The sequence below is a fragment of the Spirochaeta thermophila DSM 6578 genome (genome assembly GCF_000184345.1).
Taxonomy (GTDB): Bacteria; Spirochaetota; Spirochaetia; order Winmispirales; family Winmispiraceae; genus Winmispira; species Winmispira thermophila.
Genome location: NC_017583.1, coordinates 2,500,045 through 2,516,586, shown reverse-complemented (window position 1 = coordinate 2,516,586; position 16,542 = coordinate 2,500,045). Strand labels below are relative to the sequence as shown.

14 protein-coding genes and 1 pseudogene are annotated in these 16,542 nt (G+C 60.9%); 4 read left to right on the top strand and 11 right to left on the bottom strand.

The window, feature by feature from the left end; translation table 11 throughout:
- Positions 1 to 31: 31 nt before the first annotated feature.
- The 3 genes and pseudogenes from SPITH_RS11485 to SPITH_RS12870 all read left to right on the top strand — a co-directional run.
- Positions 32 to 1,210, top strand: a complete 1,179-nt coding sequence (locus SPITH_RS11485) for a CapA family protein (protein WP_014625813.1) — start codon at positions 32 to 34, stop codon at positions 1,208 to 1,210.
- Positions 1,211 to 1,245: 35 nt separating this feature from the next.
- Positions 1,246 to 2,091 (top strand): FAD-dependent thymidylate synthase, encoded by an 846-nt coding sequence (thyX, locus tag SPITH_RS11480; RefSeq protein WP_013314973.1) that lies wholly within the window; start codon positions 1,246 to 1,248, stop codon positions 2,089 to 2,091.
- Positions 2,088 to 2,288, top strand: a pseudogene (locus tag SPITH_RS12870) (SixA phosphatase family protein); the annotation flags it as partial. The gene thyX and the pseudogene SPITH_RS12870, both read left to right, overlap by 4 nt.
- Before the next feature lie 26 nt (positions 2,289 to 2,314).
- Here the strand turns inward: SPITH_RS12870 and SPITH_RS12865 are convergent.
- Together SPITH_RS12865 and SPITH_RS11470 are read right to left on the bottom strand one after the other, a co-directional pair.
- Entirely contained in the window at positions 2,315 to 5,071 is a 2,757-nt protein-coding gene (locus SPITH_RS12865; RefSeq protein ID WP_014625811.1) for a tetratricopeptide repeat protein, read from the bottom strand.
- Positions 5,072 to 6,547: a fibronectin type III domain-containing protein gene (locus SPITH_RS11470; protein ID WP_014625810.1), complete on the bottom strand. Its 1,476-nt coding sequence runs from the start codon at positions 6,545 to 6,547 to the stop codon at positions 5,072 to 5,074.
- 26 nt (positions 6,548 to 6,573) lie between these two features.
- Between SPITH_RS11470 and uvrC the strand changes: the two genes are divergently transcribed.
- Positions 6,574 to 8,406, top strand: coding sequence for an excinuclease ABC subunit UvrC (uvrC, locus tag SPITH_RS11465; RefSeq protein ID WP_014625809.1), 1,833 nt, complete (start codon positions 6,574 to 6,576; stop codon positions 8,404 to 8,406).
- Here uvrC and holA read toward each other — a convergent pair.
- Genes holA through rpoN form a run of 9 tightly spaced genes read right to left on the bottom strand, consistent with a single transcriptional unit; the run spans position 8,357 to position 16,524 of the window.
- Positions 8,357 to 9,337: a DNA polymerase III subunit delta gene (holA, locus tag SPITH_RS11460; protein ID WP_014625808.1), complete on the bottom strand. Its 981-nt coding sequence runs from the start codon at positions 9,335 to 9,337 to the stop codon at positions 8,357 to 8,359. The two genes, uvrC and holA, sit on opposite strands and share 50 nt — an antisense overlap.
- Positions 9,330 to 9,935, bottom strand: coding sequence for a transcriptional repressor LexA (lexA, locus tag SPITH_RS11455; protein ID WP_014625807.1), 606 nt, complete (start codon positions 9,933 to 9,935; stop codon positions 9,330 to 9,332). The genes holA and lexA overlap by 8 nt, the downstream gene beginning before the upstream one ends.
- Positions 9,932 to 11,302: a sigma-54-dependent transcriptional regulator gene (locus SPITH_RS11450; RefSeq protein WP_014625806.1), complete on the bottom strand. Its 1,371-nt coding sequence runs from the start codon at positions 11,300 to 11,302 to the stop codon at positions 9,932 to 9,934. The genes lexA and SPITH_RS11450 overlap by 4 nt, the downstream gene beginning before the upstream one ends.
- Positions 11,299 to 13,053: a sensor histidine kinase gene (locus tag SPITH_RS11445; RefSeq protein ID WP_014625805.1), complete on the bottom strand. Its 1,755-nt coding sequence runs from the start codon at positions 13,051 to 13,053 to the stop codon at positions 11,299 to 11,301. Before SPITH_RS11445 ends, SPITH_RS11450 begins: the two co-directional genes overlap by 4 nt.
- Positions 13,050 to 13,556 carry a hypothetical protein gene (locus SPITH_RS11440; protein WP_014625804.1) on the bottom strand — a complete coding sequence of 169 codons (507 nt, stop codon included), beginning with the start codon at positions 13,554 to 13,556 and terminating at the stop codon, positions 13,050 to 13,052. The genes SPITH_RS11445 and SPITH_RS11440 overlap by 4 nt, the downstream gene beginning before the upstream one ends.
- Positions 13,553 to 13,819, bottom strand: coding sequence for an HPr family phosphocarrier protein (locus SPITH_RS11435; RefSeq protein WP_013314963.1), 267 nt, complete (start codon positions 13,817 to 13,819; stop codon positions 13,553 to 13,555). Before SPITH_RS11435 ends, SPITH_RS11440 begins: the two co-directional genes overlap by 4 nt.
- Positions 13,820 to 13,836: 17 nt before the next feature.
- Positions 13,837 to 14,823, bottom strand: a complete 987-nt coding sequence (gene hprK / locus SPITH_RS11430; protein ID WP_014625803.1) for an HPr(Ser) kinase/phosphatase — start codon at positions 14,821 to 14,823, stop codon at positions 13,837 to 13,839.
- Positions 14,820 to 15,134, bottom strand: a complete 315-nt coding sequence (hpf, locus tag SPITH_RS11425) for a ribosome hibernation-promoting factor, HPF/YfiA family (RefSeq protein WP_014625802.1) — start codon at positions 15,132 to 15,134, stop codon at positions 14,820 to 14,822. The genes hprK and hpf overlap by 4 nt, the downstream gene beginning before the upstream one ends.
- On the bottom strand, positions 15,124 to 16,524 hold the full coding sequence (gene rpoN, locus SPITH_RS11420) for an RNA polymerase factor sigma-54 (protein ID WP_014625801.1): 1,401 nt from the start codon (positions 16,522 to 16,524) through the stop codon (positions 15,124 to 15,126). The genes hpf and rpoN overlap by 11 nt, the downstream gene beginning before the upstream one ends.
- Positions 16,525 to 16,542 lie beyond the last annotated feature (18 nt).

Below are 16,542 nucleotides of genomic sequence, written 5' to 3'. Positions count from 1 at the left end.
GATGATGCGGGGGTGGTGCATACTTACTCGTATGATCCCTCTCCTCCTTTTGGGAGTGCTCCTCTTCGGACCCCTGTGGGGGGGCGAGGAGTCCTCCCGGTCCGTCCCGACGTCCGTCCATTCGAGCGAGGGGGGATGGGTGCTGCTCACCTTCGCCGGGGACCTCATGGCACACAACGTGAACTACCGGATGGAGGACTACGATGCCATCTATGAGGACGTGGCCCCCCTCCTCCGGCGGGACGATCTCTCGTTCGTGAATCTGGAGACCGTGGTGAGGGGATCGGCCCCTCCTTCCAGCTTCCCCCGGTTTTCGGTGGACCCTGCCTACGTGGAGGCGGCGGTGCGGGCGGGATTCGACGTCTTCTCTCTCGCAAACAATCACACGTGCGATCAGGGGGAGGAGGGGGTGAGGAGTACGTTGAAGGAGATGGCGCGCCTCTCGTCGCGGTATGGGATCCACTACAATGGTGCGGTCACCCGGAGGGAGGATCGCTTCACCGTAACCCGGATGGAGGTGAAGGGGGTACGGATCGGGTTCCTGGCGGTCTCGGAGTTCATGAACGAGATCGAGGGCAGCGGGCTCGTGAACCTGGTGTATTTCCCCCACGAGGGACGCAGGAGGGCCTTCCTCGACTTCCTCTCCAGGGTGACCCCGCAGTACGATTTCTTCGTGCTCTCGGTGCATGGGGGCGAGGAGTACCGTCGGGTCCCGCTCGAGGTGAAGCGGGCCTTCTTCCGTGAGGCGGTGTCGCGTGGGGTGGATGTGGTGTGGTCCCACCACCCGCACGTACTCCAGCCGTGGGAATGGATCCGCACGCCGGAGGGGCGGCGGGCCCTCGTCCTCTACTCGTTGGGGAACTTCGTCTCCGGTCAGACCTGGCGGCTGGGGCCTTCCGACTGGGAGGAGGAGCGGGCCTACACCGGTGAGTCGGTGCTCTTCCAGGTGAGGGTCCGCAAAGAGGGGGAGCGGGTCGTGATGGTGCCGGGGCAGGTGGTTCCGGTGGTGAATGTGGTGAGGAAGGAGGGTGAGAGGAGGGGTGTGTATGTGGTGAGGGCCTTTTCCGTGCTCACCGGGAGGGTGGAGGTGGATCCCCCCTGGGAGGAGTACTTCAGGAGGCGATACCGGATGTTCCGGGCGTGGGTGGTGGGATGGGGGCTCGATCCCGTACGGGGAGGAAGTCTTCCCTCGAGTGGGGCTTTTCGATAAGGTGAGAGTCCACAGCGACTATCATGGAGGGACGTATGGCACACTGTGTGGTACCTGAGGCCGAGGAGATCCTCGACAAGCCGTTTCCCGTGCTGGACAGGGGGTTCGTACGACTGGTGGACTACATGGGGAGCGACGAGCGGATCGTCCAGGCGGCGCGGGTCTCCTACGGGAAGGGGACCAAGTCGTACAGGGAGGACAAGGCGCTCATCGACTATCTCCTGAGGAACGAGCATACCTCTCCGTTCGAGCAGGTGGTGTTCACGTTTCATGCGAAGATGCCCATATTCGTGGCCCGACAGTGGGTGCGCCACAGGACCGCCCGGATCAACGAGATCTCGGGTCGGTACAGCGTGCTCCAGGAGGAGTTCTACGTACCGTCGCCTGAGGTGCTTGCTCCTCAAAGCGCGAGCAACAAGCAGGGGAGGGAGGAGGCTCCGTTTCCTCCCGAGGTGGCGGAAGAGATCCGCAAGGAGATGGCCGCGTTTCAGGAGGATGCCTACAGGAGATACGAGGGATTGCTCGAACGAGGGGTGGCACGGGAGCTGGCGCGGATCAACCTCCCCTTGAGTCTCTACACGGAGTGGTACTGGCAGATGGATCTCCACAATCTGTTCCGTTTCCTCTGGTTGAGGCTCGATCCGCACGCCCAGTACGAGATCAGGGAGTACGCGAAGGTGATCCTGGAGATCGTGCGCAGGGTGTGTCCGCTCGCGGTGGCCTCGTTCGAGGAGCACGTGAGGGGTGCGGTGCGCTTCTCTGCGAAGGAGTGGCGGTTCCTCTCCTCCCGGATGGAGCTTCCCGAGGAACCGCCGGAGGGGTTTTCGGGGAAGGAATGGGAGCGGTTCAAGGTGAAATTGCGTGAAGGGAGGCAGGTATGAAGAGGATACTGCTCTGCAGACACGCGAAGGCCGAGAATGCCCGTCCCGGGGTGGACGACCGGGAGCGGGTGCTCGAGGACCGGGGGGTTCAGGATGCGGTCCGGGTTGCCGCGTTGCTTGCGGAGGAGCCGGTGGAGCGGGTGTACGCATCGAGTGCGCCTCGGGCAGCGGAGACGGCGAGGTTGCTGTTCCCCGGGCGGGAGGTGGAGTATGTGGATGCCCTCTATCCTGGTTCGGGAGAGGGATACCTCCGGTTCATACGGGGGCTTCCGGATGAGTATGGATACGTGGCGCTCGTAGGGCACAACCCGGCGATGGAGGAGTGTGTGAGGTTCCTCGTGGGGCGTGAGGTGGTGCTCAAGACTTCGTGGTGTGCGTTGGTGGTCTGTGAGGTTGAGGGGTGGAGGGAGTGCGACGGGAAGAGGAAGGGACGTCTGGCGTGGGTGGCGATGCCCGAGGGGTTACGTGGATCGTCGGATGGGGGATGAGAGGTCGGAGACCGTGTAGGTGGTGAGGGACTGGCGGAGCCAGGAGAGCTTGGTGCGGTAGGAGAGCGACTCCATCTCCACCTTCTTGTCGTGGGGGAGGAAGGAGACGAGGTACTCGAGGTAGGCGATGAGTGAGGAGAGGCGTGTGGGGTCTTCGGAGGGTGGAGCGGGGGGTGGGGGTTCGGAAGGGGTGCGGGGTTCCGGCTGGGATGGGGTGGAGGGGGGAGGGAGGGGGGAGGCGTGGTCGGAGGGTGTCGGGGGCGGGGTGGGGGGAGCGGCGGGAGCGAGGGGGGGGGTGTATGGGGGCGGAGGAGGTGTGGGGGGTGCTTGGGCGGGCGGTGCCTGCGTGGGCGGTGTCTGGGTGGGTGGTGCCTGGGTGGGTGGTGCCTGGGTGGGTGGTGCCTGGGTGAGTGGTGCCTGGGTGGGTGGTGTCTGGGTGAGTGGTGTCTGGGTGAGTGGTGTCTGGGTGGGTGGTGTCTGGGTGGGTGGTGTCTGGGTGGGTGGTGTCGGAGGAAGGGGCTGTGGTGACGGAGGGGTGACGGGTGGGGAAGGCGGGACGGCCGTGGAGGGAGGGGGGGTGTGGGGGTGGGGGAGATGGCCTGGGCAGGGGTGGGGTGCAGGGGTGGGGAAAGAGGGGGCTGCGGTGGAGGCGGGGGGACGGGGCCGCTCGAGGATCCGGTCGAGGGGGACGTGCCGGGGAAAGGCTCTGCTGAGGTGTCGGCGAGATCGAGGAGGGTGGGGCCTTCCTCGTCGAGGAGGTGTACATAGGGAGCGATGTTCTCCTCCTCGGGTCCTTCGGATTCTTCTTCCGGTTCGGGTTCCTCTTCCACGACCACTTCCTCGAAGTCGAGGAGGGTGGGGGCTTCTTCCTCTTCAGAGGCTTCGACCTCCCATTCGGTCTCGCTCAACCGAACGAGATCGGTGAGCTTCCTGAGGTTGTGCTCCCATGTGGATCTGTCGTGATCCCCAAAGGACTGGATCGTTTCTTCGTAGAGTTCGAGGCTCCTGTTGAGTCCGGTGAGGTCCTCGGGCGTCGCCCTGCTGCCCTGGATGCCCACCAGCGTGTCGATGAGGTCGATGGCCCGTTCCCTCTGTCCTGCTCGCTGGTAGAGTCTCGCACAGGCGGTGAGCACGTCGGGATCCGAGGGGGTCTCCTCCCTCATCTTCTCCAGCAGGGGGAAGGCTTCTTCGATGTTCCCCAGTTCGAGATGGATCTCTCCGAGGAGGAGACGGGCGTTGCGATCCTCGGGGTGTGAGGAGAGGTATTCGTTGAGGCGGGTGAGGGCGGCGCGGTATTCCTTGCGGTCTTTGAGCGTCTTGATGAGGTCGAGGAGGTAGTCCTCCCGGTGGGTGAGCCGTCGGTAGTGCTCGAAATAGGTGTGTGCGCGGTCCTCCTTCCCGTGGAGGAAGGAGATGATACCCAGGAGACGGGGTATCCTGGGGTCGTCGGCTCCCTTTTCTTCGAGGAGGCGCAGTTCCTCTTCGGCCCTGTCGTAGTCTCCTTTGCGGAAGAGGGCCTCTGCATAGGAGACTCTGAGTTGGTCGAGGCCGGGGAATTCGAGGAGCAGGAGGGAGAGTTCCTGTTCCACGTCGAAGAAAGCCTCCTGTGAGGTGAGGAGGTGGAGGATGTTGTGGAGTGCGCGCTCATAGCCCGGCTGGATTCTGAGTGCCTGTACGAACCAGTCGAAGGCCTCCCTGTAGCGGCCGAGGAGGGCCAGGATGCTTCCCATGTTGTTGGCCGCCGCTGCATGGAGCGGGTCGAGGGTGAGTGCTTCCCTGAAGCATGCGAGGGCGGCCTCGTGATGCCCCCTCGATTGTTCCACGATGCCCAGGTTGTTGAGGGCTTCCACCCATCCGGGTCGTTTCTGGAGGGCTCGGTGGAGGGATGCACGGGCCTCTTCGTATCGACCTTCTCTCTGATAGAGCACGCCAAGGTTGTAGAGAAGCGTGGGATGATCGGGATCCGCCGTGAGCCCCTTCTCGAGGACGGCGACGGCCTTGCCGAGGGCTCCTCTCTGTTGATAGAGGGTGGCGAGGTTGTTGTAGGCCGAGACCAGATGGGGATCGTGTTCGAGGGCCTTCCGATAGGCTGCCTCCGCTTCTTCGAAGAGGCCCGCGTCCTTGCAGGCGTTGGCGAGGTTGTAGAGGATGTCCGGTCTGTCGGGGTCCGCGGCGAGGGCCTTTCTGAAATACTCGATCGCCTTGCGATGGTCGCCTTCCTTGCGGTAGATGACGCCAAGATTGTTGAGGGCCTCCGCCTCTTCCCCACCCAGCTCGAGCGCCTTCGAGAAGGCCTCCTTCGCCTCTTCGTTGCGATCCTGTCGGAGGGCGATCATGCCGGAAAGGAGGTGGACTCCGCTGCTCAGGGGTACCTCATGGAGGAGTTCGTGGACCAGCTTCGAGGCGGTCTCGAGGTCTCCGAGGTGGTAGGCGTTCCGGGCCTTCCTGAGGCGCTCTTCCTGGGCCTTCATGTGCAATGTGGGCTCCGACATCTAGAATCCTCCTGCGCGCACTCCGATCTCGTACGAGAACTCGCTCTCATGGGGAGGTACGCTTCGGTCATAGGTGGTGATCGAGAAGTAGTACATCCTCCCCGGCCTGAGCCCGGTGATAGTGTACTCGGTGACATTCCCCGCGTCTATGGGAACCTCGTGGGATTCGTCTTCCCTGCCGAAGTAGAACCCCGGTCTCGTCCCGTAGTAGATACGATAACCTGCCACGTCCTCTTCCCTCACGGGGCTCCAGAACAGACGCACGCCCCCTTCCACGGGTTCTCCTCCCAGCTTTGCCGGTGGCGGCGGGGGGATGTCCGGCTCGTAGTGAATGTGTATGGCGCGGAGGTGCGGGAGTCGGATGGGATCGTCGGAAAAGAGTGTCACGGAGAACTGGATGAACCGGGTCTCCGTCTTCACGTCTCGGGAGGAGAGTGGTCTCCATGGGCTATCCTGCAGCTCGTGCGGCCCCTGTGCGGTTCGGTAGCGAAGGCCCACGGCCGTTCCTTCCGGGGTGTCGGCTTCCACTTCTATGTGGGTGACGAGGGACCCATGAAAACCGAGATCTACAGGGACGGTGGTGAAAGAGCCTTCGAGGTGACGGGTGGGAAAGAAGGGCGAGGGGCCGACGGCGCGGGGGAGGACGGCCACCGCGTCGAGGAAACCCGTGAAGCCCTCACCCATACGGATCGGCTCCTGGGAGATCTCCCCGAGAGAGAGCTGGAATGGAGGGGTCTCTTCGTCTCGGGAAGGGGTGGCGTGAGTGACGGCTTCGATCCTTCCATCTATGAGGAGGATGAGGATCCCTGTGGCGGGATCGTAGGTGATCTGAACGAAGTACCACCGGTCGGGAAGGAGTATGGACCTGGAGGTGAGCGAGAGTGAGTGGAGGGATCCGTCGGGATCCCTGAAGACATTGATGAAGCTCCATCCGATATGCCGTTCTTCCATCCGGCAGACGATCTGCTGGGGGATCCCCCGGGAGGCGTCGAGTCCCGTCCAGTTGAAGAGGACCCCTTGGTCCTGGAAAAAGGCGGTCTTCACCCAGAACTGGATGGTGGAGGGACCCCACTCCTTTCCCGGGGAGAAGATCGTCTCCTTCCTGGTGAAGATCCGGAGACTCTTGCCCTGCTCCACGGCGAGGGCGTACGTTCCCTCGGGTGCGAAGACCTCCCGGGGCGTGAGGTCGGTCCTGACCTCGAAGTGACCGGTGATGTCCTCGACCACGCCGTTTTCGAAGGAGAGAAACAGGTGGGCGTCCTCCGGGGGAGCCTCACGGGTGGAGAGCGTCACTCCTGTGACGCGTACCTGTCCTTGGATCTCAGCGGTGGTGAGTTCCACCCGGTGTGCTTCCCCCAGGAGGGTGTTCCACGGCATCGCTTCCGATCCGAGACGGAGGATCTCTTCCATGCCCCACGTCTCGGCGGCTGCACCGAGAAGCCCCACCGACAGAAAGAGTACGCTTCTTATTCTCATCGTTCCTTGCTACATTATATATCGGAATGGATGGCGAAAGCTACAAAGGGTTTGGGGATATCCTTCGACAGGTGGAGGCGGCTCCTTCTTCTCCCGGGGTCTACCTCATGAGAGACGAGGAGGGGAAGGTCATCTACGTGGGCAAGGCGAAGGTGCTCAGGAACCGCCTGCGCTCCTACATCTCGGGGACCAAGGATCGCAAGACCACCCACCTCATGCGGCGGGTGAGGAGCATCGAGTGGATCGTCACCGATACGGAGTACGACGCCCTGCTGCTCGAGAACACGCTCATCAAGAAGTACCAACCGAAGTATAACATTGACCTCAAGGACGGGAAGAGCTATCCCGTCATACGTCTCACGGCCGAGGATTTCCCTCGGGTCTTCAGGACCAGGAAGATCGTCCACGACGGGTCACGCTATTTCGGTCCGTACGGGAACGCCCATCTCCTCGATCTCTATCTCGATTTCATCGATCGGTTCTTCCCCTTGAGGAAGTGTCGGGGGCCTCTCAGGAAGCGGGCCCATCCCTGTCTCTACTACCACATCGGACGGTGCCCTGCGCCCTGTGTGGACAAGATCTCCCGGGAGGATTACCTCGCGAGGGTGGAGGACGTGGCCCGCCTCCTCTCGGGAGAGGTGGAGGATCTCCAGACCTCCCTCAAGGGGCGCATGGAGGAAGCGGCCTCACGCCTCGCCTACGAGACCGCGGCGCGCTATCGGGACGCGCTCCAGGCCGTGGAGGAGATCCTCAAGAACGAGCAGAAGGTGGTGGATTTCGCTCGCGAGAAGAGGGACTATGCCGCCTATGTGAGGGAGGAGCCGTATGCGTGCTTCGTGGTCTTCAAGATGCGGGACGGAAAGCTGGTGGGACGGGATGCCTACGTCACCCACGCCTTCGACGAGGACGACGAGGATTTCTCGAACTTCCTCGTGCGGTACTATGACGCGGACATAGCCCTTCCGGAGGAACTCCACCTCTTCCAGGGGACACAGGAAGAGATACTCGCTCCCTACCTCGCCGGGAAGTTCGGGATCAGGCTCATAAGGGAAGGGGAGGGGCATCCCATCCTCAACCTGGTGGTACAGAACGCCCGTGAGGAGCTCGCACGACACCTCAAGATCAAGGGGAATCCCGAGGCCGTGCTCGCGCTCCAGGAAGCGCTCGAATTGCCTGTCCCTCCGGTGAGAATCGAGGGGTTCGACATCGCCCATCTCCAGGGGACCTTCCCCTATGCCTCGATGGTGCAGTTCCTGGGCGGTGTGCCGCACAAGTCCGAATACCGGCTCTTTCGCGTGAAGACCCTTCAGGGTCTCGTCGATGACTACGAGGCCCTCCGGGAGGTGACTGCCCGTCGGTACACCCGTCTCAAGAACGAACGCAAACCCCTGCCCGATCTCATCCTCATAGACGGAGGGAAGGGCCAGGTGAACGCCGTGAGGGAGGTGCTCGATGCCCTCGGCCTATCCCATATTCCGCTGGTGGGGCTCGCCAAGCAGCGGGAGGAGATCTTTTTCCCGCACGCCTCTGCCCCTCTCCTCCTGGAGGAACGCAGTCCCGCTCTCAGGCTCCTACAGTACGTGAGGGACGAGGCCCACCGGTTCGCCACGACGGCCCACGCGAGGGCACGGGCCGTGAAGATCGATGGATCCATCCTCGAGACGGTGGAAGGTATAGGGAAGAAGCGGGCTGTACGGCTCCTCACGCACTACGGTTCGCTCGATGCGATCGCCCGAGCCGAGGCGGAGGAGATAAAGGAGGTGGCGGGCTGCCCGGAGCATGTCGCCTTACGGGTGAAGGAGGCCCTTCTCAGGCTGGTCGAGCAGCGCGGGGATGCCGTACGATCCGATGGAGCGTGAGCGTGAAGATGAGAGGATGGAGCTCCCGGCGGTGGAGCCTCACCTGTTCATCGCATGAGACGAGTTCCACGATGGCACGTTGGGTCTCCTCGAGGGTGTAGTTGCGGAGAGCGGTCTCCATGGTCCTCTTGAAGCCCATTCCTCTTATCCCTGCTTCCCTGAGGGCCTCCTCACGTCCGTAGCGTTCCTTGAGGAGCCTCATGACCATGAGGAGCCTCTTGAACTGCCAGAGGAGGCCCCCTATGATCTGGTGTACGGCCTCGGCCTGAGAGAGGAGGGCCGAGGTGCACTCCAAGGCTGCTTCGAGGTCGCGTCGTGCGAGGTGCGCGAAGAGGGTGAAGACGTTCTCCTCTCTGGAATGGAAGAGGAACCGCTCTATATTCTTCTCGGTGATGGTGTGGCCTTCGGGAAAGAAGAAGGCGAGGCGGGAGGCCTCTTCGATAAGGGCCGAAGAGACGGGGGAGACCATTTGCAGGAAGAGTTCGACCGCGTCGGGCTCTATGGAGCGGCCCGATCGCCTGAGTGTCTGATGGATCATGCGTGCCTTCTGATCCTCCCTCAGTTCCCAGAAGACTTCTCTGGTATGGTGCGAGGCGAGTTTCTCGAGGCGTTGCGGAAGGCGTATCTCGTCGGAGAGGATCACGAGGGTGGAAGAGGGGGAAGGGTTCTGTGCATAGAGCCCCAGGAGATTCTGATCCTGGGTGGAGAGACGTTCGGCGTTGTGGATGAGAAGCAGGGTATGCTCACCAAAGAGGGAGGCGTTCTGGAGGCGAGGGAGCACATCGCTGAAGGTGTCCTCGAATGCGTAGAGGTGTTCCTCCTCGATAGCCCCGTGTGTCTTCGTGAGATCCTGTTTCAAGGTTTGAAGATATTCCTCTTTCAGGCCCGTCTCCGGTCCGAGAAGGAAGAAGATGTGTTCCTTTTTACTCATACGTCCTCACAATGCTGACCAGCTTGCCGAGGATCTTCACCTGGGTGGTATAGATGGGTGGGTAAGAGGGGTGGGAGGATTCGAGGCGTATCCTGTGTTTCTCCTTGAAGAACCTCTTGAGGGTGGCGTTCTCCTCCAGCAGGGCCACCACGATCTCGCCATCCACGGCCCAGTCCTGTTCCCTTATGATGGCGAGGTCCCCCTTGAGGATGCCGGCCCCCTCCATGCTCTCTCCCTTCACCCTGAGCACGAAGAAACGCCCTCCTCCGCGTGGGAGGAAGGATTCCGGAACCACCACCTCTCCCTCTATGTGCTCCTCGGCGAGAAGGGGTTTCCCCGCGGCCACTTCTCCCACGAGAGGGAGATACACCACGGGAGGGGGGTCTTCCTCCACGATCTCGAGGGCCCTCGATTTATGGGGGCTGTGACGGATGTAGCCTTTTTCCTTGAGGGCGTTGAGGACGTCGTAGATGGCACGCACATTCACGGAGAAGTGTCGTGCGATCTCCCGATACGAGGGGACATAGCCGTGCAGCTCCCTGAACCGCTGGATGAAGGAGAGAACCTCCTTCTGTCGAGTCGTCAGCTGTTCCTTCATTTCGGTATCTTTATCCCGAATTTCTTGATCTTGGAATGGAGGTTGCTCGGATAGATCCCCAGGCTCGCAGCGGTCCTGGAGATGTTGTAGTCGTGTTCCTCGAGTTTCTTCTCTATGAGTCGCTTCTCGAATGCATCCCTGGCTTCGCCCAGCGGGAGGTGGGAGTACTCATCGAGGACGGTGCTGTGGGTACGGGCATGGAGCGCTTCTCCGAGGAACTCCTTTATCGTCTCGGGTGAGATCTCCGCCTCGTCCGAGAGGATGCAGAGCCGTTCCACGAAGTTCTTGAGCTCCCTGATGTTCCCGGGCCAGGGGTATTCTTTGAGCATGGTGAGACCTTCCCGGGATATCCTCTTGGGCGTCTCTCCCGGTGGGGTGAACTTCTTGAGGAAGTAGTCGATCAGGGTAGGGATGTCTTCCACCCGCTCTCTCAATGGAGGCACGTAGATGGGAATGACGTTGAGCCGGTAGTAGAGATCCTCTCTGAATCGCCCGGACTTGACCTCTCCCTCGAGGTCCTTGTTCGTGGCGGCGATGAGACGTACGTCGACCGTGATGACCCGTTCGCCTCCGATCCGGGTGAATTGGAGTTCCTGCAGGACGCGAAGGACCTTCGCCTGGGCGCTCAGGGACATGTCCGCCACCTCGTCCAAGAACAGGGTCCCGTTGTGCGCGAGTTCGAACTTGCCGCGTCTGGAGGAGAGGGCGCCGGTGAAGGCCCCTTTTTCGTGTCCGAAGAGTTCGCTCTCGAGGAGGGTGTCGGGGATGGCGGCACAGTTCACCTCCACGAAGGGCCCCGAAGCCCTCCTGCTCCGCCGGTGGATCTCTCGGGCCACCAGCTCCTTGCCCGTGCCGTTCTCACCCAGGATGAGGATCCTCGAATCCGAGGCCGCGCTCTGGGCGATCCGTTCCCTGATCACCTGCATGGCGGGCGAGGTTCCGATCATCTCGTCTTCCTGGTAGAGCCTCTGCCTGAGCCGCGTGTTTTCGTTCTGGAGCTCCCTCAGCCTGAGGGCGTTCCGCACCACGGTGAGGACCTTCTCCAGACTCAGAGGTTTCTCGAGAAAATCGAAGGCCCCTTGCTTCACCGCCCTCACGGCAGTCTCGATGGTCCCGTGACCCGAGATGATGACGATCTCCACGGATGGGTCTTTTGCCCTGAGCTCTTCCAGGATTTCCATCCCCCCGCGGTGGGGGAGCCAGAGGTCGAGGAGTACCACGTCCACGGGATATCGGTCCATGAGACGGAGACCTTCGATCCCGTCTTCGGCAGTGAAGACAGTATACCCCTCGTCCGTGAGGATGTCCTCCAAGGCGAGGCGTATGTTCTCTTCGTCGTCGATGACAAGGATGTGTGCGTCGTTCATGGCTCTACCGGAAGCTCGATATAGAAGGTGCTCCCTTTCCCCACCTCTGAAGTGAACCAGATTTTTCCATTATGATCCAGTACGATGCGCTGCACGATGGCGAGTCCCAGCCCTGTGCCCTGCCGTTTGGTGGTGTAGTAGGGGAGAAAGACGAGCCTCTGTTGATCCTCGGGTATCCCGTGGCCCTCGTCTCGGATCTCGATGGTGGCGTAGGATCTCCCGTCGCGTGAGGTACGGAGGAGGCGGACGGTGATGGTCTGCTCCTTCCCTGCTCCGGCATCGATGGCGTTCTGGATGAGGTTGCCGAGTGCCTGCTTGAGGTGCTCCTCGTCGGCCTGGATGACGATATCCTCGGGCGTGTCGAGATGAAACCGGTAGGGAGTCTCCGGCGCATCGTAGGAGGAGAGGATGTGGGAGAGGAGTGACCGCAGGTTGCAAGGTGTCAGGGTCGGTTCGCGGAGACGGGAGAAGTCCCGGAACTCCTCGAGAAGTCTCGTGAGACGGTTCACCTCGTGGAGGATGATCTGGGTGCTCTGATCGAGGACACGCTGGAGGGCCTCGTCCTCCACCCCCTCGGCCTTGCGTCTGATGCGTTCGGCGGCGAGGCGTATGGGCGTGAGGGGGTTCTTGATCTCGTGTGCGAGTTGCTGAGCGATGTCCTGCCAGGTGGCGATCTTCTCGGCTTGGAGGAGCTTCTCCCTGTTCCGTTCGAGTTCGGTGAGCATGGTGGCGAACGCCCGTATGAGGAAGGCGATCTCGCTCCTGGGGGTGAACGTGGGGCGGAAGGAGAGTTCGCCCGCTGCGATCCTACGCATGTCGTGTTCCAACTGGATGAGCGGCTTGAGGAAGTCGTCGCTGAGGAGGAACCCGAGGAGGAGGGCGAGAAAGACGAGGGGAAGGGCGAAGAATCCGTAGAAGAGGGTGAGGGAGAGGAGGAAGGGGCCCTGGTAGCGATCGAGGAGGAGGAAGCGGTCGCGGAGCTCGGTGAGGCGGTTCGATTGATCCACGTACCAGGGAGGCATCGAGAGGCTGATGACGGCGAGGTAGACGGTGGAGTCTCTCTCGAAGACCCGACGTACGCGGAGGACGGTGAGACCTTCGATCGATTCTCTCGTCACAGGGCTGGTGAGGTTCTCCTCCTCTTCCGGACTGGAAAGGAGGAGGGAGGGCTCTCCTGCCCAGAAGACTCTTCTCCCCTCCTGTATGATTTCAAAGGAGGAGATCTCCTGATACAGCGAACGGAGAAGACGCCAGGTTTTCTCCGGTTCGTCCTGCTGGAGGGATTCGAGATAGAGAGGATGGTTGTTCACCCTGCCGAGGAGTTCCACCCGTTCCGTGTAGTACGAGACCGCGAAGTTCACCCCCGACTGGAGAGCCTCGGTGACCCCCATCTGGAACCATCCTCCGATCACCTCCCTGATCACGTTGATGGCGAGGAGTCCCTGAGGCACACTCGCAACGAGCGTGAGGAACGAAAAGAGGAGGATGAGCCTGAGCTTGAGGAATATCCCGGGCTTCCTGGCACGGACTTCCTGAAGGGCCTTCACCACATAGGCGCCGAGGACGACCAGCACGGCGAGAAAGAAGGCCAGCCCCGAGAGGAGGAGGAAGGTTCCGGCGGGCCCCGTGGAGAAGGGGATGCGGGTGATGGCTCTGTGGGCGAGGAGGAACATGAGGACGACCATGAGCAGGTAGGTGAGGATGAGACTCACGAGGGTGCGACGGGAGAAGAAGAATCCGGGTATCCTCACGGCAGAGCCCCTGAAGGCACGGTGGTGTCATAAGCTGCGAGATCCCTTCTCCTCAGTTGCGAAGGGATGATGGTGAAAGGTGGACTGAGCGCCACTCTCTCGACATCCACGCGGATGAGTGCACCACCCCCCGTGAGGAGGGAGCGGGGAATCGAGAAGCGGAAGGCATCCCGGAGAAAGAGCTCCTCCGATGGATACGACGTCCTCCGCCCGTCCCCGGTCTCCACCACCCATTCTCCCTCGGGGAGCATCCTGAGCCTCCTCTCCTCGGCCCAAAGGGTGGAGGGGAGGAAGGGAAGCGGCCATCGAGTGGTACGGAGTCTGAGGATCATCTTCGATGAGAAGCCCTTCTCGAGGAGAGAGAGAATGTACCGTCGCTCTTCAAGGGGCAGTTCACATACGAGCACACCACCTTCCTCTCGAAGGAGGAGGCTGGGTGTGGACGGATGGCTACATGCCGAAAGGAGGATGAGTACTCCCAGAGAGAGGGATAGCCACTTCATTCTTCCTCGAATTTCTTGTCGAAGAGCTCCGCCAATGCCTTCACGGCCTCCTCCTCGTCCTCGCCGTCGGCGATGATCCGGAGTTTCGTGTTGTACCCCGCTCCCAACGTGATGATTCCCATGATGGATTTCGCGTTCACGCGTTCACTGTCTTTCTCGAGGAAGATCTGAGAGGAGAACTTGTTCGCCGTATTCACCAGCAGGGTGGCAGGTCGTGCATGGATTCCTGCCCTGTTCTTGATCACCACTTCTCTTTCCGTCATTGCTCCTACCGCTAGTGTTATTCCATATGGTTCTTGTGCAAATATATGGTACGGACGTTTTCACTTTCAAGCCACTTCATCACCTGCTCGTTGAACTCGCGGGAGGAGTGGACGCCCATCTGTTTCAGGCGTTCATTCATGGCCGCGGTCTCGATGAGGATGGGAATGTTTCTCCCCGGTTTTATGGGTATCTCCACGCAGGGCACCTTCACCCCCAGGATGTCCCGGGTTTTTTCCTGGGATCCGAGCCTGTCGTACTCCTTCTCGGGGTCCCACTGTTCAAGATGTACCACCAGCTGGATCCTCTTCTCGTCCCGGATGGCCCCTACTCCGAACAGATGCGTCACGTTGATGATGCCCAGGCCCCTGATCTCCATGTGGTGTCCGAGAAGCCTGTTCGCACTCGTGCCCAGGAGGTAGTTTCCTGCCACACACCGGATCTCGACGGCATCGTCGGCGACGAGCCTGTGACCGCGCTCGAGCAGTTCCAGGGCCGCCTCACTCTTCCCCACCCCGCTCTCCCCGAGGAGGAGCACGCCGATGCCGAAGACCTCGATGAGTACTCCGTGTACCACCTCTCTGGGGGCGAAGATGTTGTTGAGTACCCTGAGGATACGGGAGGTGAAGGTGGCGGAGGGGAGCTGGGTCTGGAGCACCGGGCAGCCGCTCTCCTCTGCGATGGAGACGAAAAACTCGGGGGGGGTGAGGCCATGGGTGAAGATGACGCAGGGGATCTCGTAGGAGAAGATCTTCCTCACATTCTCGTAGCGGCCTTCCTCTTCGAGCTTCCTGAGATAGGCGTGTTCACCCCTGCCGAAGATCTGGATTCGTTTGTAGGCGAAGCTCTCGAAGAATCCGCTCAGGGCGAGTCCCGGCCGGTTGATGTTGGGGACCTCGATGACCCGGATGAGCCCCTTTCGTCCTGCAATGCACTTGAGCTCAAGGACGTCGTGCTCTTTGAGCTCCTGGCTCAGGAGGTCCAGGACGGTGAACTTCTGTTTCATTCCTTCTCCGGTTTTTCGACATGGTGATCCTGGATCTTGCTCTTCTCCTTGGCTATCTTGTAGTCGAGTTTGTCGAAGAGTTTGTCTATGGCCTCTATGAGATCCTTCGCCTCTTCTTTGAGGTGGAACAGTTCACCCCAATGGGTATGGACGTTGACCTCGGCGGTGAACGAGGTGTTTTCCTTGGTGAGGGTGAGATGAAGGTCCTCGATGAATCTTTCCCCGTACGAGATCTTTCTGAACTTCTTTTCGAGGTACTCTCTGGTGGGATCCTTCAGGTCGAAATGGACGGCTTTGATGTCAGTTCTCATGTAACCTCCTCAATGTGTTCCGCTCGAACGAGGAGCGGATGTTGAGTTCCTTCCGGTACTTTGCCACGGTCCTTCTGGCGATGGGGATTCCCCTCTTGTTGAGGAGTTCCGCGAGTTTCTTGTCGGAGAGCGGCCTGCCGGTCTTCTTCGTCTCTTCCTCGATGATCTCCTTGATGATGTGCTTTACCGCTTCTTTGGAGTATCGTGAACCGCTCGATCCAGCGCCGCTCACCGAGTTGGTGAAGAAGTACTTGAGCTCGTAGATACCCCATTCCGTCTGCACGTACTTGTTGGTGGTGATGCGGGAGACCGTGGCCTCGTGAAGCTCCACTGTCTCCGCCACATCCTTGAGGGTGAGGGGGACGAGATACTGCGGGCCTCGGATGAAGAAATCGCGCTGGAACTCCACGATGGCACGGGCGACCCTGAGGAGGGTGTGATTCCTGTGATGGATGCTCTGGATGAACATCTGGGCTTCCCGGACCTGCTGTTTCACGAAACGTTGTACGTCTTTTTTGTCGTTCTCTTTCTGCATCTCCCGGAAGAAGGGGTTCACCCCCAGGACCGGGATCTCCTCTTCGTTGAGGAGGATCACGAGATGGCCGTCCTTCACCTTCACCTCGAGGTCGGGGATGACGTAGTGAGGTCTCGAGGAGGAGTAGAGCGAGCCCGGGAAGGGGGTGAGGGTTTTGAGGAACTCCACGACCGAGAGGACGTCCTCCTCTTCCATTCCCAGGGCCTTCGCGATCTCCTTCGTCTTGCCCTTTTCGAGGAGAGGCAGATAGCGGGAGATGATCTCCTCTGTATGGGGGGGGGCGTCTTCCCGTTGTCGGGCCTGGACGAGGAGGGATTCCACGGAGTCCTTCACGCATGTGCCCGGTGGATCGAAGCTCTGGATGAGAGGGATGAGCTTCTCTATGAGGTGCCGCTCCCGTTCGTCCTGAGCGAAGATGAAAGGGTCCTCCCTGTGAAAACCGTGATCGTCCAGGTTCTGTATGAGAAGCTCCCCCAGGCGTATCTCCTCCGCAGTGAGTCCCGGGTGGAGTCGGAGTTGCCAGAGGAGGTGCTCGTGGAGGCTCTCCCCCCGTGCAACGGCCCCCTCGAGGAATCTGCGTTTCGCATCCTCGTCGTCCGACCCCCTTGCGTAGGAGAAGCCAGGATCGGATGAGTTCTCGAAATATTCGTAGACCTCGGGAGGCTCCTGAGCGGTATCGAGCGAGATCGTCCCCCGCTCCTCGAGGATTTCGAGTGCGGGGTTCTTTTCCACTTCCTCCTGGATCTTGAGTTTGAGGTCCGCAAGGGGGAGATGGAGAAGCTGGATGCTCTGGATCATCTGAGGGGCGAGCTTGAGTCTCTGGGTCTGTGAGAGTATGGGCTTCTGGGTTTGCAAGGTGCCTCCCTTTTTCAT

What these genes read in the sequence shown, in the direction of transcription:
- uvrC (WP_014625809.1), top strand. Translation starts at nt 6,574, where the DNA reads ATGGATGGCGAAAGCTACAAAGGGTTTGGGGATATCCTTCGACAGGTG.
- hprK (WP_014625803.1), bottom strand. Translation starts at nt 14,823, where the DNA reads ATGAAACAGAAGTTCACCGTCCTGGACCTCCTGAGCCAGGAGCTCAAA.
- SPITH_RS12865 (WP_014625811.1), bottom strand. Translation starts at nt 5,071, where the DNA reads ATGTCGGAGCCCACATTGCACATGAAGGCCCAGGAAGAGCGCCTCAGG.
- SPITH_RS11450 (WP_014625806.1), bottom strand. Translation starts at nt 11,302, where the DNA reads ATGAACGACGCACACATCCTTGTCATCGACGACGAAGAGAACATACGC.
- SPITH_RS11440 (WP_014625804.1), bottom strand. Translation starts at nt 13,556, where the DNA reads ATGAAGTGGCTATCCCTCTCTCTGGGAGTACTCATCCTCCTTTCGGCA.
- holA (WP_014625808.1), bottom strand. Translation starts at nt 9,337, where the DNA reads ATGAGTAAAAAGGAACACATCTTCTTCCTTCTCGGACCGGAGACGGGC.
- thyX (WP_013314973.1), top strand. Translation starts at nt 1,246, where the DNA reads ATGGCACACTGTGTGGTACCTGAGGCCGAGGAGATCCTCGACAAGCCG.
- SPITH_RS11485 (WP_014625813.1), top strand. Translation starts at nt 32, where the DNA reads ATGATCCCTCTCCTCCTTTTGGGAGTGCTCCTCTTCGGACCCCTGTGG.
- SPITH_RS11470 (WP_014625810.1), bottom strand. Translation starts at nt 6,547, where the DNA reads ATGAGAATAAGAAGCGTACTCTTTCTGTCGGTGGGGCTTCTCGGTGCA.
- hpf (WP_014625802.1), bottom strand. Translation starts at nt 15,134, where the DNA reads ATGAGAACTGACATCAAAGCCGTCCATTTCGACCTGAAGGATCCCACC.
- SPITH_RS11435 (WP_013314963.1), bottom strand. Translation starts at nt 13,819, where the DNA reads ATGACGGAAAGAGAAGTGGTGATCAAGAACAGGGCAGGAATCCATGCA.
- lexA (WP_014625807.1), bottom strand. Translation starts at nt 9,935, where the DNA reads ATGAAGGAACAGCTGACGACTCGACAGAAGGAGGTTCTCTCCTTCATC.